At 73.4% G+C, this 19,827-nt stretch carries 24 protein-coding genes; 13 read left to right on the forward strand and 11 right to left on the reverse strand.

The window, feature by feature from the left end; translation table 11 throughout:
* Window positions 1-98 precede the first annotated feature (98 nt).
* The gene (locus ACFO3J_RS03375) at window positions 99-878 is read left to right on the forward strand and encodes an enoyl-CoA hydratase/isomerase family protein (protein WP_386426045.1); all 780 of its coding nucleotides are present in this window, start codon (window positions 99-101) and stop codon (window positions 876-878) included.
* A 22-nt stretch (window positions 879-900) separates the two neighbouring features.
* Here ACFO3J_RS03375 and ACFO3J_RS03380 read toward each other — a convergent pair whose 3' ends face one another.
* A complete protein-coding gene (locus ACFO3J_RS03380) occupies window positions 901-1,647 on the reverse strand; it encodes a nucleopolyhedrovirus P10 family protein (protein ID WP_449343637.1) in 747 nt (248 codons plus the stop codon).
* A 134-nt stretch (window positions 1,648-1,781) separates the two neighbouring features.
* On the opposite strand from ACFO3J_RS03380, the gene ACFO3J_RS03385 reads away from it, so the two are divergent.
* The 5 genes from ACFO3J_RS03385 (at window position 1,782) to amaP (ending at window position 4,304) form a co-directional block, all read left to right on the forward strand.
* Window positions 1,782-2,285 (forward strand): Asp23/Gls24 family envelope stress response protein, encoded by a 504-nt coding sequence (locus ACFO3J_RS03385; RefSeq protein ID WP_386425949.1) that lies wholly within the window; start codon window positions 1,782-1,784, stop codon window positions 2,283-2,285.
* A gap of 123 nt (window positions 2,286-2,408) precedes the next feature.
* Entirely contained in the window at window positions 2,409-2,609 is a 201-nt protein-coding gene (locus tag ACFO3J_RS03390) for a hypothetical protein (protein WP_386425951.1), read from the forward strand.
* Entirely contained in the window at window positions 2,609-2,980 is a 372-nt protein-coding gene (locus ACFO3J_RS03395) for an Asp23/Gls24 family envelope stress response protein (protein ID WP_386425953.1), read from the forward strand. Before ACFO3J_RS03390 ends, ACFO3J_RS03395 begins: the two co-directional genes overlap by 1 nt.
* A 53-nt stretch (window positions 2,981-3,033) precedes the next feature.
* Complete coding sequence (locus ACFO3J_RS03400; protein WP_386426048.1) at window positions 3,034-3,693, forward strand: DUF6286 domain-containing protein; 660 nt, start codon at window positions 3,034-3,036, stop codon at window positions 3,691-3,693.
* A gap of 11 nt (window positions 3,694-3,704) precedes the next feature.
* Window positions 3,705-4,304 carry an alkaline shock response membrane anchor protein AmaP gene (gene amaP / locus ACFO3J_RS03405; protein ID WP_386425954.1) on the forward strand — a complete coding sequence of 200 codons (600 nt, stop codon included), beginning with the start codon at window positions 3,705-3,707 and terminating at the stop codon, window positions 4,302-4,304.
* 19 nt (window positions 4,305-4,323) lie between these two features.
* Here the strand turns inward: amaP and ACFO3J_RS03410 are convergent, their stop codons facing one another.
* The 4 genes from ACFO3J_RS03410 to ACFO3J_RS03425 form a co-directional block, all read right to left on the reverse strand.
* A complete protein-coding gene (locus tag ACFO3J_RS03410; protein ID WP_386425956.1) occupies window positions 4,324-6,141 on the reverse strand; it encodes a glycoside hydrolase family 15 protein in 1,818 nt (605 codons plus the stop codon).
* Window positions 6,142-6,215: 74 nt separating this feature from the next.
* Complete coding sequence (locus ACFO3J_RS03415) at window positions 6,216-7,046, reverse strand: SURF1 family cytochrome oxidase biogenesis protein (RefSeq protein ID WP_386425958.1); 831 nt, start codon at window positions 7,044-7,046, stop codon at window positions 6,216-6,218.
* Between the two features lie 99 nt (window positions 7,047-7,145).
* The gene (locus ACFO3J_RS03420) at window positions 7,146-7,397 is read right to left on the reverse strand and encodes a hypothetical protein (RefSeq protein ID WP_386425960.1); all 252 of its coding nucleotides are present in this window, start codon (window positions 7,395-7,397) and stop codon (window positions 7,146-7,148) included.
* Between the two features lie 133 nt (window positions 7,398-7,530).
* On the reverse strand, window positions 7,531-8,580 hold the full coding sequence (locus ACFO3J_RS03425; protein ID WP_386425962.1) for a DEDDh family exonuclease: 1,050 nt from the start codon (window positions 8,578-8,580) through the stop codon (window positions 7,531-7,533).
* Between the two features lie 309 nt (window positions 8,581-8,889).
* Between ACFO3J_RS03425 and moaA the strand changes: the two genes are divergently transcribed.
* Window positions 8,890-9,879, forward strand: a complete 990-nt coding sequence (moaA, locus tag ACFO3J_RS03430; RefSeq protein WP_386425964.1) for a GTP 3',8-cyclase MoaA — start codon at window positions 8,890-8,892, stop codon at window positions 9,877-9,879.
* On the opposite strand, the gene ACFO3J_RS03435 is transcribed toward moaA, so the two are convergent.
* The 5 genes from ACFO3J_RS03435 to ACFO3J_RS03455 form a co-directional block, all read right to left on the reverse strand.
* Complete coding sequence (locus ACFO3J_RS03435) at window positions 9,862-10,110, reverse strand: hypothetical protein (RefSeq protein WP_386425966.1); 249 nt, start codon at window positions 10,108-10,110, stop codon at window positions 9,862-9,864. The genes moaA and ACFO3J_RS03435 overlap by 18 nt on opposite strands.
* Before the next feature lie 238 nt (window positions 10,111-10,348).
* The gene (locus tag ACFO3J_RS03440) at window positions 10,349-10,717 is read right to left on the reverse strand and encodes a DUF3099 domain-containing protein (protein ID WP_386425968.1); all 369 of its coding nucleotides are present in this window, start codon (window positions 10,715-10,717) and stop codon (window positions 10,349-10,351) included.
* Window positions 10,718-10,885: 168 nt separating this feature from the next.
* Window positions 10,886-11,434 carry an RNA 2'-phosphotransferase gene (locus ACFO3J_RS03445; protein ID WP_386425970.1) on the reverse strand — a complete coding sequence of 183 codons (549 nt, stop codon included), beginning with the start codon at window positions 11,432-11,434 and terminating at the stop codon, window positions 10,886-10,888.
* Between the two features lie 5 nt (window positions 11,435-11,439).
* Window positions 11,440-12,831, reverse strand: coding sequence for a metallopeptidase TldD-related protein (locus ACFO3J_RS03450; protein WP_386425972.1), 1,392 nt, complete (start codon window positions 12,829-12,831; stop codon window positions 11,440-11,442).
* Window positions 12,828-14,351 (reverse strand): TldD/PmbA family protein, encoded by a 1,524-nt coding sequence (locus ACFO3J_RS03455; RefSeq protein WP_386425974.1) that lies wholly within the window; start codon window positions 14,349-14,351, stop codon window positions 12,828-12,830. Before ACFO3J_RS03455 ends, ACFO3J_RS03450 begins: the two co-directional genes overlap by 4 nt.
* 258 nt (window positions 14,352-14,609) lie before the next feature.
* Between ACFO3J_RS03455 and ACFO3J_RS03460 the strand changes: the two genes are divergently transcribed.
* The 6 genes from ACFO3J_RS03460 (at window position 14,610) to ACFO3J_RS03485 (ending at window position 18,538) form a co-directional block, all read left to right on the forward strand.
* Window positions 14,610-15,500: a lytic polysaccharide monooxygenase auxiliary activity family 9 protein gene (locus tag ACFO3J_RS03460; RefSeq protein ID WP_386425975.1), complete on the forward strand. Its 891-nt coding sequence runs from the start codon at window positions 14,610-14,612 to the stop codon at window positions 15,498-15,500.
* A gap of 121 nt (window positions 15,501-15,621) precedes the next feature.
* The gene (gene fabG / locus ACFO3J_RS03465) at window positions 15,622-16,341 is read left to right on the forward strand and encodes a 3-oxoacyl-[acyl-carrier-protein] reductase (RefSeq protein WP_386425977.1); all 720 of its coding nucleotides are present in this window, start codon (window positions 15,622-15,624) and stop codon (window positions 16,339-16,341) included.
* Window positions 16,342-16,346: 5 nt separating this feature from the next.
* The gene (gene fabI, locus ACFO3J_RS03470) at window positions 16,347-17,114 is read left to right on the forward strand and encodes an enoyl-ACP reductase FabI (RefSeq protein WP_386425979.1); all 768 of its coding nucleotides are present in this window, start codon (window positions 16,347-16,349) and stop codon (window positions 17,112-17,114) included.
* Between the two features lie 200 nt (window positions 17,115-17,314).
* Window positions 17,315-17,437 (forward strand): SGM_5486 family transporter-associated protein, encoded by a 123-nt coding sequence (locus ACFO3J_RS03475; RefSeq protein ID WP_386425981.1) that lies wholly within the window; start codon window positions 17,315-17,317, stop codon window positions 17,435-17,437.
* A 223-nt stretch (window positions 17,438-17,660) separates the two neighbouring features.
* A complete protein-coding gene (locus tag ACFO3J_RS03480) occupies window positions 17,661-17,927 on the forward strand; it encodes a hypothetical protein (protein WP_386425982.1) in 267 nt (88 codons plus the stop codon).
* Window positions 17,928-18,016: 89 nt separating this feature from the next.
* Window positions 18,017-18,538, forward strand: coding sequence for a SixA phosphatase family protein (locus ACFO3J_RS03485; RefSeq protein WP_386425984.1), 522 nt, complete (start codon window positions 18,017-18,019; stop codon window positions 18,536-18,538).
* A 24-nt stretch (window positions 18,539-18,562) separates the two neighbouring features.
* Here ACFO3J_RS03485 and serB read toward each other — a convergent pair whose 3' ends face one another.
* Window positions 18,563-19,801 (reverse strand): phosphoserine phosphatase SerB, encoded by a 1,239-nt coding sequence (serB, locus tag ACFO3J_RS03490; protein ID WP_386425986.1) that lies wholly within the window; start codon window positions 19,799-19,801, stop codon window positions 18,563-18,565.
* Window positions 19,802-19,827: the final 26 nt, after the last annotated feature.

Raw genomic sequence — 19,827 nt, forward strand, 5'->3', positions numbered from 1 at the left:
AGGGGCCGGGCGGTGTCCGCCGGACCCGGAAGGTTACTCTTCGGTAATCATGTCCGCGGTCCGCTCGGAGGTTCTCGATGCCCGACGTCATGCCCGTCATGCCCCTGCTCGAACGTGACGGGGTCCGGCTCACGGTCGACGACGCCGTCGCCCATGTCACGTTGTGCGCCCCGGCCCGGCGCAACGCCCAGTCGCCCGCCCTGTGGCGGGCGCTGACCGAGGCGGGGCGGCTGCTGCCGGGGCAGGTGAGGGTCGTCGTGCTGCGCGGCGAGGGGATCTCCTTCTCCGCCGGGCTGGACCGTCAGGCGTTCACGCCCAAGGGTTTCGACGGCGAGCCCTCCTTCCTGGAGCTGGCGCGCCGTCCGGAGGCCGAACTCGACGCGGTCATCGCGGAGTACCAGGAGGCCTTCACCTGGTGGCGCCGCACCGACCTGATCACGGTCGCCGCCGTGCGCGGCCATGCCATCGGCGCCGGTTTCCAGCTCGCGCTGGCCTGCGATCTCCGGGTCTGCGCCGACGACGTCCAGTTCGCCATGCGGGAGACCGGGCTCGGCCTGGTACCCGATCTCACCGGCACCAGGCCACTGGTGGAGCTGGTCGGCTACGCCCGCGCGCTGGAGATGTGCGTCACCGGCCGTTTCGTCCGCGCCGAGGAGGCCGAGCGCACCGGCCTGGCCAACGCGGTCGTGCCCGCCGCCGAACTCGACGCGGCGGTCGCCGATCTCGTGGCGGCGCTCCTCGGGCCGGCCCGCGACGCGGTCAACGAGACCAAGGGGCTGCTGCGCGGCGCCCTGACCCGTACCGAACCGCAGCAGTACGCGGCCGAACGCGCCGCCCAGGGGCGCCGGCTGCGCGACCTCGCGGGGCTGGGGGAGTAGCGGGGGAGCCCGCCCGCATGGCTCAGCCCACGTCCGTCACCACGACGGCCACCTCCACCGGCCCCGGGGCGCCCGGGGCCGCGGCCGAGGCGACGGCGGCGACGACCGCGCGGGCCACCACCAGCGGCTTGTGGCCGGCGGCGACGGCGATCTGGACCTGCACCTGACGGGTCATGGGAGCGGTCTCGGGCAGGTCGCGGACCCGGACGCCCGGCCCCAGGCCGGCCAGCCGGCGCGTCAGGCGCCGCACGCCGAGGACCGCAGCGGCGGCGGCGCCGACCGCGGCCGGGGCGTCCGGCGCCCCGACCGGCGGGATCTCCTCCGGTTCCGGCAGGACGACGCCTTCGACCACCTCGCCCGGCGGCAGCGCCGGGACGTCCTCCAGCAGCCCGGTGATCCGCAGGTCCACCGCCGCCACGGCCAGCCCCACCCCTTCCGCCGCCGCCTCCCACAGCACGTCCCGCAGCCGCTGCGCGGTCAGCGGCAGCGGCTCGTCGGCCGCCGCGTCGAAGGCCGCCTCGACCCGGACCGGCAGATGCGGCAGCGCGCCGGCCGGCGCCACGGCCGGCACCTCCGCCTCGTCCGGGTCCGCCGGCAGCACCTCGACCTCGCGCAGCCGCACCCCGGACATGCCGGCCACCGCCCGCCGCAGCGCCCGCACCGCCGCGCTCTCGGTGATCCACACCGCGTCCTCGGCCTCGCCGAGCGGAAGGAGCCGTCCCAGGGCGAGCTGCTCCCGTACACCGCGGGTCAGTCGGTCCATGGTCACCAGGCATCGCCTTCCGTGGGCCGACCACTCGAACGGGGGGTCGGCGGAACCCTTCGGACGCATCCCCGGAGCGCTTCGGGACACGTCCGCCTAGTGTGGAACACGGAGCAGCCCATACGAAGGGACGACTCGCGATGACCGACGCAGAGCAGGGCAGGCCGGAACCGGACGGCCCGTCATATCCCAGCGGGGGCCGGACGCTGGAGAAGGGCGGCCCCGGCGACCCGGGTCGCAAGGTCCTCGGTCCGCCGGCGGGCCGTGGGCGGACCACCATCGCCGACGGCGTGGTGGAGAAGATCGCCGGACTCGCCGCCCGGGACGTGGTGGGCGTGCACGCGATGGGCACCGGCCTGACCCGTACGTTCGGCGCGGTCCGCGACCGGGTGCCCGGCGGCAGGACTTCGGTGAGCCGGGGCGTCAAGGCCGAGGTCGGCGAGGTGCAGACCGCGCTCGACCTGGACATCGTGGTCGACTACGGCGTCTCGATCATGGATGTCGCCCGCGCCGTGCGGGAGAACGTGATCGCGGCGGTGGAGCGGATGACCGGACTGGAAGTGGTCGAGGTCAATGTCGCCGTCGGCGATGTGAAGCTCCCCGACGAGGAGGACGAGGACGACCGTGAGCAACGGGTCCAGTAGCGGGACCCGTCGCGGCGCGCGGGCCGTGCGGCGGACGAAGGACCGGAGCACGTGCCGGTGCGCGGAGCAGGGGACGGACCAGCGGATGTACCAGGGGATTCACCAGGGGACGGAGAGCGCGGAATGAGCATGGCGGTGATCGGCCTGGCCGTCGGGATGGTGCTCGCTTTCGCCGGATTCTTCGGCGGATTCGGCGCCTTCTGCCTGGTGGCGGGACTCGGCGCGATCGGCTTCTTGGTGGGCAAGTTCTTCGACGGCGACTACGAACTGGGCGAGTTCTTCCGTCCGCGTGACCGCGACCGTGATCGTGACCGGCGGCGCTGATGGCGGCGCCCGTCCCCCAGCAGCTGCCGCCCGCCGAGCGCGGCTCACTGCGGATCGCGGACCGGGTGGTCGCCAAGATCGCCTCGTACGCGGCCGGTGAGGTGCTGGCCGAGGCGCCCGGGGCCGAGCTGGTGCCGCGCGACGCCGTCCCGCACGCCACCGTGTCGATCCGCCGGGACACCGCGCGGCTGCGGCTCACCCTGGAGCTCGGCTATCCGGCCGACCTCGGGGCGGTGAGCGCGTCGGTACGCCGTCATGTCGGCAGCCGGGTCGAGGCGCTGACGGGGCTGGCCGTTCCCGAGCTGGCGGTCGAGATCGAGCGGCTGCACTCGGCGTCCGTCCGCCGGGCGAACGACGGGAGGGTGCGGTGAGCCACAGCGGTCCGCCCGAGCGGCCGGAGCGGGACGACGAACCCACCCGTGAGATGCCCACGACCATCGGCGCCCATGCCCCCGGCAGCGAGCCGGTGGGCAGCCTCCGGTACGCGGGAGCGGTCGACGAGCAGGAAGCCCCGGCGGACGACGAGGCGGGCGAGGCGCAGACCAAGCGCTTCTGGTCGCCGCGCCGGGTGCCCTCGGCGATCACCGCCGCCTGCGTCTTCGCGCTGTCGGGGCTGTTCCTGTACGACGTGTCGTCGGTGCGGGCCGGCCGCAAGGCGATGAGCTGGCGCAAGACCCTCGCCGAGCAGCTCGCCACCCGCCACCTGGACAACGTGTGGATCATCCTGGGCGCCATCGTCTGCGCCCTGCTGGGCCTGTGGCTGCTGGTGCTCGCGCTCACCCCCGGCGAGCGCGGCGTGCTGCCGATGGCCCGGGCCGGCGCCGGCGGCGTACGGGCCGGACTCGACCGGCACGCCGCCGCGCTCGTGCTGCGCGACCGGGCGATGGAGGTGGCCGGGATCCGCTCGGCCCGGGTCGCCGTCGGCCGCGGCCGGGTCAAGGTCCACGCCGCCTCGCACTTCCGCGACCTGGCGGACGTACGGCGTGACCTGGACCGGGCACTGGACCAGGCGGTACACCAGCTCGGACTCGCCGAGCCACCCGACCTGCGCGTGCGTGTCGAGCGCGCCGACAAGAAGGCGTGAGGAGAAGGCCGATGCGCCGCGTCACGGTCAACCGGATCCTGCTCGCCCTCGTCGGCCTGGTGCTGCTCGCCCTGGGGGTCGCCGTCCTGATCGGCAGTCTGAACCTCCAGCGGCACTGGGACTTCACGCTGCCCCCGTCCTGGCCCTTCAGCGGCCCGAAGGACGTACTGCTCACCAACCACGACCGGACCCTCTACCGCTCGCGCGACTGGTGGTGGCCGGTCGGCATCGCCTCGCTCGCGGTCGTCTTCCTCGGCATGCTGTGGTGGCTGCTGGGCCAGGCCCACACCCGGCGGCTGCGCCAGCTGCGCATCGACAGCGGCGACGGCCAGGGCGCCCTGCTGCGCGGCCGCGCCGTGGAGAACGTGCTGGTCGCCGAGTCGGAGGCGTACGAGGGCGTGGAATGGGCGGGCGCGGCGCTGGTCCCGCGGCGCGGCGGTCCCTTCGCCCGGCTGATCCTCGGCCTGGCCCCGCACGCCGCGCCGCGGGACCTGGTCGCCGGGCTGGACGCCGAGGTGCTGGCCAACGCCCGCACCTCGGCGGGGCTGCGGGAACTCCCCGCCGAGGCAAGGCTGCGGGCCGTCAAACACCGCGCCCGGCGGGTCAGTTAGCGAACCCGCCCCGGACACTTCACGACGTCGGCAGCCGGCCCTGCGAACCCGACAGGGCCAGCGCGGTGTTGACCAGCCCGATGTGGCTGAACGCCTGCGGGAAGTTGCCGAGCTGGCGGCCCGCCACCGGGTCCCACTCCTCGGCGAGCAGCCCCACGTCGTTGCGCACCGCCAGCAGCCGCTCGAAGAGCTCCACCGCCTCGTCCCGCCTGCCGATGGCGTGCAGCGCGTCCGCGAGCCAGAACGAGCAGGCCAGGAAGGCGCCCTCGTCGCCCGGCAGCCCGTCCACCGTGCCGCCCCGCGCGGTGTAGCGGCGGACGAAGCCGCCGTGGTCCAGCTCGCGGCGCACCGCCTCGACCGTGCCCACCACCCGGCGGTCGGTCGCCGGCAGAAAGCCCACCTGCGGGATCAGCAGGGTCGCCGCGTCCAGCTCGGCCGAACCGTACGACTGGGTGAAGGTGTTGCGGACCGGGTCGTAGGCCCTCTCGCACACCTCGGCGTGCACCTGGGCCCGCATCGAGCGCCAGCGGGTCAGATCGCCCTTGAGCCGGGGGTGCGCCTCCATGGTGCGCACCGCGCGGTCGGCGGCGACCCACGCCATCACCTTGGAGTGCGTGAAGTGCTTGCGCCCGCCGCGTACCTCCCACAGGCCCTCGTCCGGCTCGCGCCACTTGGACTCCAGGAAGTCCATCAGCTTCCGCTGCAGATTCCAGGCGTGCGCCTCGTCGTCCAGGCCGCGCTCCCGGGCCAGATACAGCGAGTCCAGCACCTCGCCGTAGACGTCCAGCTGGAGCTGGCCGGCCGCCGCGTTGCCGACCCGGACCGGCGCGGAGCCCTGATAGCCCTTGAGCCAGGGCACCTCGTACTCCGGCAGCCGGCGCTCGCCCGCGATGCCGTACATGATCTGGAGGTCCGCCGGATCGCCGGCCACCGCCCGCAGCAGCCAGTCCCGCCAGGCGCCGGCCTCCTCCAGGAAACCGCCGGAGATCAGCGCGTTGAGGGTGAGGGCGGCGTCCCGCAGCCAGCAGTAGCGGTAGTCCCAGTTGCGCACCCCGCCGATCTCCTCGGGCAGCGAGGTCGTCGCGGCGGCGGCGATCCCACCGCTGGGCGCGTAGGTCAGCGCCTTCAGGGTGATCATCGAACGCAGCACCGCGGGCCGCCAGGGGCCCTCGTAGGCGCAGGTGGCCGACCAGGCGTCCCAGTCCTCCAGGCTCTGCTCCAGCGCGGCGTACGGGTCCACCAGGAGCGGCCGCTTCTCGTGCGAGGGGTGCCAGGTCAGTACGAAGGCGATCCGCTCGCCGGCCGTGACGGTGAAGTCGGCGTAGGTCCGCATGTTCCGCCCGTGCATCGGTATCGCCGGGACGCTGCGCAGCCACACCGAGTCCGGTCCGGCGATCGCCACCCGGTGGCCGTCGGTACGCCGCATCCACGGCACCACGCTGCCGTAGTCGAAGCGCAGCGCCAGCTCACCGCGCATCGCGACCTCGCCGGTCACGCCCTCGACGATCCGGACCACGTCGGGCGCGCGGTCGCGCTGCGGCATGAAGTCGGTGACCTTGACGGTGCCGGTCGGGGTCTCCCAGAACGTGTCGAGGACCAGCGTGTCACCGCGATAGCTGCGGTACGAGCACCGCTCCCCCTCGCGCGGGGCCAGTCGCCACCGGCCATTGTCGCTGTCGCCGAGCAGGGCCGCGAAGCAGGCGGCCGAGTCGAAGCGGGGCAGGCACAGCCAGTCGATGGAGCCGTCCAGGCCCACCAGGGCGGCGGTCTGCAGATCGCCGATGATCGCGTAGTCCTCTATGGGTCCTGGCACGTTCCGCCTCGCCGCCTTCGTCATGTCCGGGTCGCATCATGTCCGGGCCGGGTCGTCTCCGGATCGCGTCAAGGCGTCCCGGCGTGCCCGGCGGGGGATCAGAGCGCCAGAGCGGCACTGTAGCCGTCCCCGCCGCCGTTCCCCGCGCCGCCCTCGCCGCCGCCCTTCGCGCGGGCCGCCAGGATCTCGGCGCGCTGACGCCGCACCAGCACCACCCAGCCCACCGGCACCAGCGCGGCGAACAGCCACCACTGGACCGCGTAGGCCAGATGCGGGCCGACGCCGCTGTGGTCCGGTTCCGGGATCAGCTGCGGCTGCGGGCCCGCGGGGCCGGGGACGGTGCCGATCAGCTCCAGATAGCCGCCGAGGACATCGCCCCGTATCCGCCGGGTCGCCAGCGTGCCGCTGATCAGCGAGATCTGACGGGGCGGCAGTCCGTGGCGGTCGCGGATGCCGGTGGCCGCCGCGGTCTCGTCCGGGCGCAGCCGGCCGGTCACGGTGACCCGGCCGGGCGCGGGCCGCGGGATCGGCGGGAAGGCGGTGAGGTCGTCGCCGGCCGGGATCCAGCCGCGGTCGACCAGCACCGACCGGCCGCCGGTCAGCAGCAGCGGGGTGATGACGTGATAGCCGATCCGCCGTCCGTCGGCGTCGGTGCGCCGCCGGGCGACGACCTCGTGCGCGGTGTCGTAGCGGCCTTCGGCGGTCACCGTGCGGTAGAGGTGCCGGCGCGGCAGGGCGGCGCCGGGGCGGGCCAGCGACTCCACCGGGACGGGCGCGGCCTTCAGGCCGGCCGCGACGATCGCGTTACCGGCCACCCGGTACTGATGGCGGTGGAGCTGCCAGTTCCCCAGCTCCACCATGCCGGGGATCACCGCCAGGCCGAGCAGGGTCAGGAACACCCAGGAGCGGGAGAGCAGGAACCGGTACACCGCACGACCGTACCGGCCCTTCCGCCGCCTGCGCACAGCGCCTCGTCCGCCGGCCGCCGGACACCGGCCGTCGGCCGCCGGTCCCGCCGGGGCCCGGGCTCAGCCGGAGGTGCCCGAGCCCACCTTGTCCACGATGCCCGCCGCGCCCTCCGCCCGGGCGCAGTGGCCGGTGCAGTACCAGTGGCCGTCCACGTCCACGCCGTGGCCGATGATCCGGACCCGGCAGTGCTCGCAGCTCGGCGCCATCCGGTGGATGGCGCACTCGAAGCTGTCGAAGACGTGCACCGCGCCTTGGGCGTGCACCTCGAAACTCATCGCGTAATCGTTTCCGCAAACCTCACAACGGGCCATGCGGCACAGGCTCCGGTCCGGCCCCCGCCGGGGTCAACACAGCGCGCGGCCGGGGCCATGGGCACCACCCGAACGGGGCAGCGCCGGGCCGGGCGGACGCCGGACGGAGGCGGGCACGGAACCCGAACCGAGGCTATCCGTGCACGCCCGGGGCGGGCCGGACCGCCTTGAGCAGGTCGGCGAAGGTGGCCTCGTCGATCACCGGCGTGCCGAACTCGCGGGACTTGACCGTCTTGGTGGTCGCCGAATCGGGGTCGTTGGTGACCAGCACACTGGTCAGCCGGCTGACCGAGGAGGCCACGTGCAGTCCGGCCTCGGTGGCCCGGTCCTCCAGCAGCTCGCGGTCCGTCCCGGTGTCACCGGAGAAAGCCACCCGCATGCCCTGGACCAGCGGTCCGCCGGCCGCCAGCCGGCCCGGGTTGGGGTAGGGGCAGGCGGGCCGCTTGCGGGCGGGCCGCCAGGTGCGGTAGCCGGAGCCGTACAGCCGCCCGTAGCGGGGCTCGGGCACCTGGGCGAGGGAGGACGGCCCGGCCGGGGTCCCCCACGCGGACTCCGGGGCCCCGCCGGCGGCGGAGTCCGCCCACTCGGTCAGCGGCCGGCAGGCGTGCAGCGGCAGCGGCAGCTCCGCCGCCGCCGCCAGATGCAGGCTCGGCCGGAACGCCTCGGCCAGCACCCGCGCGTCGTCCAGCGCGTGGTGGGCCCGGCGCTGGACCACGCCGTAGTGCGCGGCCAGCGACTCCAGCTTGTGGTTGGCCAGCGGCAGCCGCAGCTCCTTGGCCAGCACGATGGTGCACAGCCGGTGCTCCACGGGCGCCGCGGAGCGGGCCCGGGCGTACTCACGGGCGAGCATCGACCAGTCGAAGACCGCGTTGTGCGCGACCAGCACCCGCCCGGCCAGCCGCTCGGCCAGCTCCTCGGCGATCTCCGGGAAGAGCGGGGCGTCGGCCAGCATCGCGCCGGTCAGCCCGTGGATCCACACCGGGCCGGGGTCGCGCTGCGGGTTGACCGGCGAATACCAGTGGTCCTGGACCTCGCCGCGCGGGCCCAGCCGGTAGACGGCCGCGGAGACGATCCGGTCGTCCCGGCCGAGCCCGGTCGTCTCGACGTCGACCACGGCATAGCCCTCGGGGTAGCCGGCCGGCCACGGGGTCGGGGCGGCGAGCTCGGTCAGATTGTCCAGCATGGTCACCGAGGATAAGGGCCGCCACCGACACCGCGGTCAACGGCTCCACTTCCTGCCGGTCCCCCGCTCCCCGCACGATCCCCCACAGGGGCCCGCGAGTTGCCGATCGGGAAGCCGGACACGCGTGCTTCCCGATGACCCGCCGCACCGGCGTGCGGCGCCCCCACCTGCTGGTTCAACAAAATGTCGCCGGCCGCCCGCCGTCGCGTACGCTGCGGTGACGGCGCCGCGCCCCACCCACCGACCGGCGGCGGGCCTACCCTGGAGCGGACAGCCGGCGCGCGAGCGCCCGAAGGGAGGCCCGGGCCCATGCTCCTTGACACCTACGGCCGGGTGGCCACCGACCTGCGCGTCTCACTGACCGACCGGTGCAATCTGCGCTGCACCTACTGCATGCCCGAGGAAGGCCTGCGGTGGCTGCCCAAGCCCGATCTGCTCACCGACGACGAGATCGTCCGGATGGTACGGATCGCCGTCACCGACCTCGGGGTGACCGAGGTGCGCTTCACCGGCGGCGAGCCGCTGATCCGGCCCGGCCTGGTCGGCATCGTCCAGGCCTGCGCCGCCCTGGAGCCGCGGCCGAGGCTGTCGGTCACCACCAACGGGCTGGGGCTCGCCCGGACCGCCGGGGCGCTGCGCGAGGCCGGTCTCGACCGGGTCAATGTCTCGCTCGACACCCTGCGCCCGGAGGTCTTCCACGCCCTGACCCGGCGCGACCGCCACCACGACGTGCTGGCCGGACTCGAAGCCGCCGCGGCGGCCGGCCTGACCCCGGTCAAGGTCAACACCGTGCTGATGCGCGGCCGCAACGACGAAGAGGCCCCCGACCTGCTGGCCTGGGCCCTGGAGCACGGCTACGAACTGCGCTTCATCGAGCAGATGCCGCTGGACGCCCAGCACGGCTGGCAGCGCGCCGACATGGTCACCGCGCAGGAGATCCTGGCCGGCCTCGCCACCCGATTCCGGCTGACCCCGGAAGGCGGGACGGAGCGCGGCTCGGCGCCGGCCGAGCGCTGGCTGGTGGACGGCGGGCCGGCCCGGGTCGGTGTGATCGGCTCGGTCACCCGCCCCTTCTGCCGCGCCTGCGACCGCACCCGGCTGACCGCCGACGGCCAGGTCCGCGACTGCCTGTTCGCCCGTGAGGAGTCCGATCTGCGCGGTGCGCTGCGCTCGGGCGCCTCGGACGCGGAGATCGCGGACCGCTGGAAGGCGGCGATGTGGGGGAAGAAGGCGGGCTCGGGCCTGGACGACCCGGCGTTCCTCCAGCCGGCCCGGCCGATGTCAGCGATCGGCGGCTGAGCCGCCGGCGGCCGGCCGGGCGGCGGCCGACTCCCAGTCCGCGAGCGTCACCACGTCCTTGAGGAAGCCCCGCATCCCGAGGAACCCGGCCAGGTGCTCGCGGTGCTCCTCGCACGCCACCCACGTCTTGCGCCGCTCCGGCGTGTGCAGCTTCGGGTTGTTCCAGACCAGTACCCACAGCGCGGTGGCACGGCAGTCCTTGGCCGAGCAGATCGGCGTCTCGTCGTTCACAGCACCCAGTAAACAGGCCCGCGCGACCCCGCCGTGAACATGGCGACGCCGGGCAGCCACGGGGGGAGCCGCCCGGCGTCGGTCCGTCGCTCCGACGGGGGATGCGGAGCGCGTACGAAGTATGTCACGAGCTCAGCCCGTCGTGGAGAGGTATCCGCACGATTGATCTGAGCTTTTCTTGAGGTTCGGCGTCCGGTTTCAGAGGTCCAGACCGCCCGGTTCCGGGGGCCGCGAGGCCTCAACCGGCGTCGGTCTCCTCGGCCGGCTCGCCGGTGGGCTCCGCCGCGCGCTCCGCGGCGGATTCCACTTTCGTTGCCTCAAGCACCGGTCTTACCGGCTGCGGGATGTACGCCGCCGGGGCCACCGGGGTGTTCTCCCGGCCCGCGTTGGCGACGACCACCGCCACATACGGCAGCGCGGCGCCGGCCACCAGCATCACCCAGGCCACCGGGCGTTCGACGTTCCACAGCACCACGGTCAGGATCACCGACACGGTGCGGATCGCCATCGAGATGATGTAGCGCCGCTGCCTGCCGCGGACGTCCTCGGTGAGACTCGTACGCGCCCCGGAGATGTGGAAGACCTCCGACCGGTGCTGCTTCCGCATGCCGTTCACCCACCGCTCGACTCGCCCGGACCGTGCTGAGCACCGGTCACCCGCCCCGTCCCGGCCAGGCACCACCGTACGCCGCCGCGCACCGGCCCACAGGTACGGGTCGCGGCCCTGTCACGAGCCGTCAGGCGCGGCCGGCCGGCACACCGGTCAGCGGGGAGGTCAAGGGAGCGGACGCAGCCGCTCCGGCGGCACCGCGTCGGTCAGCCACACCCCGTTGGCACTCACCCGGAACTCGTGGCCGGTGGCCGCCAGTCCGGCCGCGTCCACCTCCAGCACCACCGGGCGGCCGTGCCGCGACCCCACCCGTATCGCGGTCTCCACGTCCGCCGACAGGTGTACGTCCCTGCGCGTCATCGGCTTCAGTCCCTCGCGCAGGATGACCGGCACGGTGGCCGCCGCCGTCCCGTGGTAGAGGACGCCGGGCGGCGCGGTGGCGGCCAGACCCAGCTCGACCGCCACCGTGTGCCCCTGGTTGGCCCTGATCCGCAGGCCGTCCTCGGAGAAGGCGAACCGCTTCTTGCTGTTGGTCGCCACCACATGGTCCAGTTCGGCGCGGGAGAAACGGCGGCCCTTGGCGGCGCAGGCGGCCATCAGCACGCCCACGTCCACCCAGCCGCCCTCGTCGAGCACCACGCCGACCGTCTCCGGCTTGTGCCGCAGGACCATCGACAGGAACTTCGACACCCGCACCGCCCGTTTCTCCTCCACCGCCCTCAGACCCCCTGACTGACCGAACTCATGTTGAAGTCCGGGATCCGCAGCGCCGGCGCCGACGCCCGGGTGAACCAGTCGCTCCACTCGCGCGGCAGCGTCCGCTCGGTGCGGCCCGCCTCGGTGGCCCGGCCGAGCAGGTCCACCGGCGACTCGTTGAACCGGAAGTTGTTGACCTCGCCGGTCACCTCGCCGTTCTCCACCAGGTAGACGCCGTCCCGGGTGAGGCCGGTGAGCAGCAGATTGCCCGGGTCGACTTCGCGGATGTACCACAGGCAGGTCAGCAGCAGACCGCGCTCGGTGCCGGCCACCATCTCCGCCAGCGAGCGCTCACCGCCGCCGTCCAGCACCAGATTGTCCGCCGCCGGGGCGACCGGCACCCCGGTCAGGCCGGAGCTGTAGCGGGTGGCGACCAACTGGTTGAGCGTGCCGTCCCGCATCCAGTCCACCGGGCCGATCGGAAGCCCGTTGTCGAACACCGAGCTGTCGTCGCCGGAGGAGTAGGCGACCACGAACGGCGGGGATTCCAGGCCTGGTTCGGCCGGGTCGCTGCGCAGCGTCAGCGGCAGCGGGGCCAGCTTCTCGCCGATCCGGGTGCCGCCTCCGGGCCTGCTGAACACCGTGCGTCCCTCGGCGGCGTCCCGGGCGCCGGACGACCAGAGCTGATAGATCAGCAGGTCGGCGACCGCGGTCGGCGGCAGCAGCGTCTCGTACCGCCCGGCGGGCAGCTCCACCCGGCGCGCCGCCCACGCCAGCCGCCGGGCCAGCTCCGCGTCCAGCGCCAGCGGGTCCACATCCCTGAAGTCCCGGGTGGCGGCGCCCGCCCAGGCCGACTTGGTCCGGTCCGGGGACTTCGCGTTGAGCTCCAGGGTGCCGGTCGGCTGGTCGTGCCGCAGCCGCAGCCCGGTGGAGGTGCCCAGATAGGTGGAGTTCACGGTGTGGTACGCGAATCCGTACAGCTCCCGGCCGCCGGCCCTCGCGGTGGCGAAGGCCTCGCCCAGCGCCGGCGCGAAGGCGGCGAACACCTCGGAACCGGTCTCGGCCGGCCCCTCGGTGAAGTCCGCCGACCCCGGCACCCCTGACACCAGCGGCTGCGCGTCCTCGGCCGGCCCGGCCTCCCGCGCCGCCGCCTCCGCCGCGCGCACCAGCGGCTCCAGCTCGTCCGCGGTCACCGCGGACCGCGACACCATCCCGGTGGCCGCCCCCTGCCCGCCGTCCACCACCGCGATCACGGTGAGCGTACGGCCCCGGGTGACGCCGTTGGTGGTCAGCGCGTTGCCCGCCCAGCGCAGATTCGCGCTGGACTCCTCGTCCGCGATCACCACGCACCCGTCCGCCCGCGACAGCTCCAGCGCCCGCTCGACGATCTCGTGCGGCTTCGTCCCCGTGCTCATCGGCCGGCCTCCTGCGTGGTGTTGAGAATGCTGACGCCCCGGAACAGCGCGGACGGGCAGCCGTGGCTGACCGCCGCCACCTGCCCGGGCTGGGCCTTGCCGCAGTTGAAGGCCCCACCGAGGACATAGGTCTGCGGGCCGCCGAGCGCTTCCATCGAGCCCCAGAAGTCGGTGGTGGTGGCCTGATAGGCGAAGTCCTTGACCTGGCCGCCCAGGCGGCCGTCGCGGATCGCGTAGGCCCGCTGGCCGGTGAACTGGAAGTTGTAGCGCTGCATGTCGATCGACCAGGAGCGGTCGCCCACCACGTAGATCCCGCGCTCCACCCCGCCGATCAGCTCCTCGGTCGAGGGGCCGTCCGGGTCGGGACGCAGCGAGACGTTCGCCATCCGCTGGACCGGGACGTGGGAGGGGGAGTCGGCGAAGGCGCAGCCGTTGGAGCGCTCGAAGCCGGTGAGGCGGGCGATCCGGCGGTCCAGCTGGTAGCCGACCAGGACGCCGTCCCGCACCAGGTCCCAGGACTGCCCGGCCACGCCCTCGTCGTCGAACCCGATGGTGGCCAGGCCGTGCTCGGCGGTGCGGTCACCGGTCACGTTCATCAGCGGGGAGCCGTACTTCAGGGTGCCCAGCTGGTCGAAGGTGGCGAAGGAGGTGCCCGCGTACGCCGCCTCGTATCCCAGCGCGCGGTCCAGCTCGGTGGCGTGGCCGACCGACTCGTGGATGGTCAGCCACAGGTTCGACGGGTCGACCACCAGGTCGTACGTCCCGGCCTCGACCGAGGGCGCGCGCATCTTCTCGGCCAGCAGTTCGGGGATGGCGGCGAGTTCGGCGTCCCAGTCCCAGCCGGTGCCGGTCGCGTACTCCCAGCCGCGGCCGGCCGGCGGCGCCAGGGTCCGCATCGAGTCGAAGTCCCCGCTGTCCGGGTCGACCGAGACCGCGGTCAGCTGCGGCTGGATGCGGACGCGCTGCTGAGTGGTGCTGGTGCCGGCGGTGTCGGCGTAGAACTTGTTCTCCTGCACGGTGAGCAGGCTGGCGTCGGCGTGCGACACCCCCTCCCCGGCGAGCAGCCGGCCGCTCCAGTCCGCGAGCAGCGCGGTCTTCTCGGTGTCCGGCACGTCGAACGGATTGATCTCGTAGGACGACACCCACACCTGGTCGGCGTGCACCGGCTCCTCAGCCAGCTCCACCTTCTCCTCGGACCCGGCGGCCGCGATCACCTTCGCCGACAGCCGCGCCATCGCCACCGCCTGCCCGGCCACCCGGGCGGCCGCGTCCATCGTCAGATCCACCCCGGACGCGAACCCCCAGGCCCCGCCGTGCACCACCCGCACCGCGAAGCCGAGCCCGGTGCTGTCCGAACTCCCGGTCGGCCGTCCGTCCCGGAGCCGCAACGACGCGCTGCGCACCCGCTCCAACCGGAAATCCGCGTGCTCGGCGCCGAGCGCCCGGGCCCGCGCCAGCGCCGCGTCCGCGAGGGCCCGCAGCGGCAGCGCCAGAAATGACTGATCGACCTCATGAGGCACGACGGTGTTCCCCTTCGACTTCGACCGTTTCGACAGGTAGGGGAAGTGAATCACGGTGGCCCGGCCGCCTGCGCGGACATTCTCCGGCCCTGTGGACAACTCGTGCGGCGGCTCCCGGACCGCCGGGGCGACCGGGATTCCGGGGCCGCCGACTGCCGCCCCGGCTCTTGAGTTTGGTCCAGACCAATCCGTATGCTCATGACAACCGCCCTCTCTTGTCCGCAGAGCACCACCTCAGGCACGACAGGAGCCCCCCACATGTCAGTACGCCGTACCACCGCGTCGATCGGCGCGGTCGGCGCAGCCGCCCTGCTGATCGGCGCCTTCACGCCGGGCATGGCCAGCGCGCACGGAGCGCTCAGCGCTCCGGTCAGCCGGGTCTCCGGCTGCTACGCCGAAGGTCCCGAGAACCCGAAGACCCAGGTCTGCAAGGACCTCGTCGCGGACAGCGGCACCCAGCCGCTCTACGACTGGAACGAGGTCAACATCGCCAACGCCAACGGGCAGAGCCGGACGATCATCCCCGACGGCCACCTCTGCTCCGCGAACCGCGACAAGTACCGGGCCCTGGACTGGGCGCGTACCGACTGGCCGGCCACGCCCGTCACGGCCGGACCGACCTCGGTGAGCTTCCGGGTCACCGCCCCGCACAAGGGCACGATGACCCTGTACATCACCAACCAGGGCTACGACCCGACCAAGCCGCTGAAGTGGTCGGACCTGGCGGCCACCCCGATCGCGACCTACAGCACCGCCGCGTCGGCGCCCAGCGGGTACTACGCCTTCAGCGCCACGCTGCCCGCCCGCACCGGGCGGCAGTTGATCTACCAGGTCTGGCAGCGCAGCGACAGCCCGGAGGCCTTCTACGGCTGCTCGGATGTCGTCTTCGGCCAGACGGCCGCCGCCGCGGCCGTGCCCGCGTTCAAGGCGCCGACCGACGCGCAGATCGCCGCGGGGGAGCCCGAGTCGACCGTCAGCCACCACGGCCACGGCGGCACCGAGCCGATCGCGACCAGCGACGCAGCCGACTCCGTCCCCAGCGGGGCCACCCTGGAAGCCGCCCTGTCCGCCAGCGCGGTGCTCGCCTCCGGCGCCCTCGGACTGCTCTTCTGGAGCCGCCGCAAGGTCGGAGCGCGCACCGGGAGCTGACACGTCCCCTGTAGGAAACCCACAGGGGACCGCGGAGCAGCCTGTCGGGGCCGATCCCCCGGGACGGAGCGAGGACCGATACCTTTCACTGGACAGGACGTCTAGTGGGAAGGGTGATCCGTTGAGCCGCTCGGTTCTCGTCACCGGAGGAAACCGGGGCATCGGCCTCGCCATCGCCCGGGCATTCGCCGACGCGGGCGACAAGGTCGCCGTGACCTACCGCTCGGGCAAGCCGCCGGTCGACCTGATCGACCTCGGCGTGCTCGCGGTGCGCTGCGACATCACCGACCCCGAGCAGGTCGAGCAGGCCTACAAAGAGGTCGAGGCCGCGCACGGCAATGTCGAGGTGCTGATCGCCAACGCGGGCATCACCAAGGACCAGTTGCTGATGCGGATGACCGAGGAGGACTTCACCAGCGTCCTCGACACCAACCTCACGGGCACCTTCCGCGTGGTCAAGCGCGCCAACCGCGGCATGCTGCGCGCCCGCAAGGGCCGCGTCGTCCTCATCTCCTCGGTGGTGGGGCTGACCGGCCAGGCCGGCCAGGCCAACTACGCCGCCTCCAAGGCGGGCCTGGTCGGCTTCGCCCGCTCCCTCGCCCGCGAGCTCGGCTCGCGCAACATCACCTTCAATGTGGTGGCCCCCGGATTCGTCGACACCGACATGACCCGATCGCTCAGCGACGAGCAGCAGGCCGGCATCGTCGCCCAGGTGCCGCTCGGCCGCTACGCGCAGGTGGAGGAGATCGCGGCGGTCGTCCGCTTCCTCGCCTCCGACGACGCCTCGTACATCACCGGAGCCGTCATCCCTGTTGACGGCGGATTGGGCATGGGTCACTGATCACCATGAGCGGAATCCTCGACGGCAAGCGCGTGCTTGTCACCGGCGTGCTGATGGAGTCCTCCATCGCCTTCCACACCGCCAAGCTGGCCCAGGAGCAGGGCGCGGAGGTCATCCTGACCGCCTACCCCCGGCCCACGCTGACCGAGCGCATCGCCAAGAAGCTGCCCAAGCCCGCCAAGGTCATAGAGCTGGACATCACCAGCGACGAGCACCTCGGCCGGCTGGCGGACGTCGTCGGCGAGGAGCTCGGCGGCCTCGACGGCGTCGTGCACTCGATCGGCTTCGCGCCCCAGGACGCGCTCGGCGGCAACTTCCTCAACACCCCGTTCGAGTCGGTCTCGACCGCCATGCACGTGTCGGCCTTCTCGCTGAAGTCCCTCGCCATGGCCTGCCTGCCGCTGATGCAGAACGGCGGTTCGGTGGTCGGCCTCACCTTCGACGCGAAGGTCGCCTGGCCGCACTACGACTGGATGGGCCCGGCCAAGGCCGCGCTGGAGGCCACCTCGCGCTATGTGGCCCGCGATCTGGGCAAACAGAACATCCGCTGCAACCTCGTCTCGGCCGGACCGATCCGCTCGATGGCCGCCCGTTCCATCCCGGGCTTCGATGCGCTCGTCGACGTGTGGAACGAGCGCGCCCCGCTGGAGTGGATCCCCTCCGACCCCGAGCCGGCCGGCCGCGGCGTCGTGGCCCTGCTTTCGGACTGGTTCCCCAAGACGACCGGCGAGATCATCCACGTGGACGGCGGACTGCACGCGGTCGGGGCCTGACCCGCACCGCCTCCTCCGGCACGCGCTCCGGCACCCCGGACCAGGCGGAGGGCACCCCGCAGCGGCACCACCGCGGGGTGCCCTCCGCTCTTCCCGCACGGGATGCGGGAAGAGCGGAACCGGTGGGCTCGCCCCGACACGTACGGGTCGAACGGCCACCCCGGGGCGGGCCGCCGCGGCGGCGGTGCGAGACTGGGCGCATGCCTGTACTCGAGCCGAATCCGCCGCGGCCCCAGCGGCGCCTGCTGATCATCTTCGGTGTGATGATGGCCGTTCCCGCGTTCGTCGCGGTGGTCGCCACCATCGCCGCCCGCATGGGCTGACCCGCCGCACCCGCGCCGCCCGTCCGCCGCGGCCGGACCCGGTCCGGAGCCGCCCCGGGCCCGACCCCGAGCGGGGGGTGGGGACAACCCCACCATCCCTAGGGGGCCAGGGTCAGGGTCAAGTGGGTGGACGACCGGATGGGACCGTCCGCCCCGCCCCCGTAGCGTCGAACCGTACGCAGGAATACGGCAGTTCGACGGTCCAACCACGGAGGCGGTCACCGTGACCACGCAGTCCCCGCACCTGTACACCCGGCGCGGCCGCCCCGCCGCCCCCGGCCCCGCCCCCGACAAGGCGGCCGGGGTGCAGACCCGGCTGCCGTGGTGGGCGGTCGCGCTGCCGGCGGTCGCCTTCGCGGCGCTGCTGGCCCTGCTCAGCGCCGGCCCGGCCAACGCCTCGGCCGGCGCCTCGGCCGCCGCCGTACCCACCGCGAGCGTGCTCGCCCGGTTCGCCGCCGATCTCGCCGACCTCGTCCACCAGCTGCTGTGATCCGGCCGCTGTGATCGCCGGCCGGTCCGGACCCGCGACCTCGTCGCCAGCGCGCGCCTGCCCGCCGGATTTCTGGAAAGCTTGAGAGCATGACCGCAGATTCGCCCCGCACCATCGTCCTGCTCCGGCACGCGAAGGCCGACTGGCCCTCGGTCCCGGACCATGAGCGGCCGCTGGCCGACCGCGGCCGCCATGACTCCCCGGCCGTCGGCCGCCGCTTCCTCGACGACGGCATCAGCCTCGATCTCGCGCTGTGCTCCACCGCCGAGCGCACCCGTGAGACCTGGAAACTCGCCGCCCACGAGCTGCCGCAGCGGCCCAGGACGGTCTACGAGGAGCGGCTCTACGAAGCCAGCCTCGGCGAGCTGCTGGCGCTGGTCAACGAGACCCCGGACGATGTCGGCTCGCTCCTGCTGGTGGGGCACAACCCCGGGATGCACGCCCTCGCCGAGGCGCTGACCGGCTCCGCCGAAGGCGACACCCTGACCCGGATGACCCGGATCGGCTTCCCCACCGCCGCCTTCGCCGTGCTGACCTTCACCGGCTCCTGGAAGACCGTCGAACACGGCGTGGGCCGCCTGACGGGCTTCTGGACACCGCACAAGGGGTAGCCCCGGCGCCGCGACCTCCCGGGGTCAGCCGGTGACGACGCCGTCCAGCTCGTCGGCCGCCTCGATCTCCTCCCGGGTGATGCCCAGCAGGTACAGCACGGTGTCGAGGAAGGGTACGTTCACCGCGGTGTCCGCCGCCTGGCGGACGACCGGCTTGGCGTTGAAGGCGACGCCGAGACCGGCCGCGTTCAGCATGTCCAGGTCGTTGGCGCCGTCACCGATCGCCACCGTCTGGCTCAGCGGCACCCCGGCCTGCTCGGCGAAGCTGCGCAGCAGCCGGGCCTTGCCCGCCCGGTCCACGATCGGCCCGATCACCCGGCCGGTGAACCGGCCGTCCGCCACCTCCAGGGTGTTGGCCGCGGCGAAGTCGAGCCCCAGCCGCTCCTTGAGGTCGTCGGTCACCTGGGTGAAGCCGCCCGAGACGACGCCCACCTGGTAGCCGAGGCGCTTGAGGGTGCGGATCAGGGTGCGGGCGCCCGGGGTCAGCCGCACCTCGGAGCGGACCTTGTCCACCACCGAGACGTCCAGGCCGGCCAGCAGTGCCACCCGGGCGTGCAGCGACTGCTCGAAGTCCAGCTCGCCGCGCATCGCCGCGGCCGTCACCTCGGCGACCTCCTCCTCGCAGCCGGCGTGCGCCGCGAACAGCTCGATCACCTCGTCCTGGATCACGGTCGAGTCCACGTCCATCACCACCAGGCGCTGCGCCCGGCGCTGCAGGCCGGCCGGCACCACCGCGACATCGACCCCGCGTGCCGCCGCCTGCGGGGACAGCACCGAGCGGAGCACGGCGGGCTCGGCGCCGGAGACGGCGAATTCCACCGCCGTCACCGGGTATTTCGCCAGCCGGAAGATCCGGTCGATATTGCCGCCGGCCCCGGTGATCAGCGCCGTTATGGCCGCGGTGGACTCCGCCGTCAGCGGGCTGCCGAGCACGGTGACATGGCTGCGGCCCTCGCCGCGCGGCCGGTTGTCGCCCAGGCCGGAGATGATCTCGGCCTGCATCCGCGAGGCCTCGGCCCAGGTGTGCACGGTGGCCCGCAGCTCGCCCTCCGCCCCGCGCTCGGTCGGCGCGGTGACCAGGGCGCACAGCACCATCCGGCCCCGGGTGACGACCTGCTCGATGTCCACCACGTCCACGCCGTACGCGGCGAGTGTGTCGAAGAGCCCGGCGGTGATGCCGGGTCTGTCCTTGCCGAAGATCTTGACCAGCAGGGTCGGCGTGTCCGAAGGGACGGAGGCGGGGCTCTGCGAGACGTCGCTCATGGTGGGTACACGCTATCCGGCCCGCG

It is taken from the genome of Streptomyces polygonati, from assembly GCF_042650325.1.
GTDB classification, from domain to species: domain Bacteria; phylum Actinomycetota; class Actinomycetes; order Streptomycetales; family Streptomycetaceae; genus Actinacidiphila; species Actinacidiphila polygonati.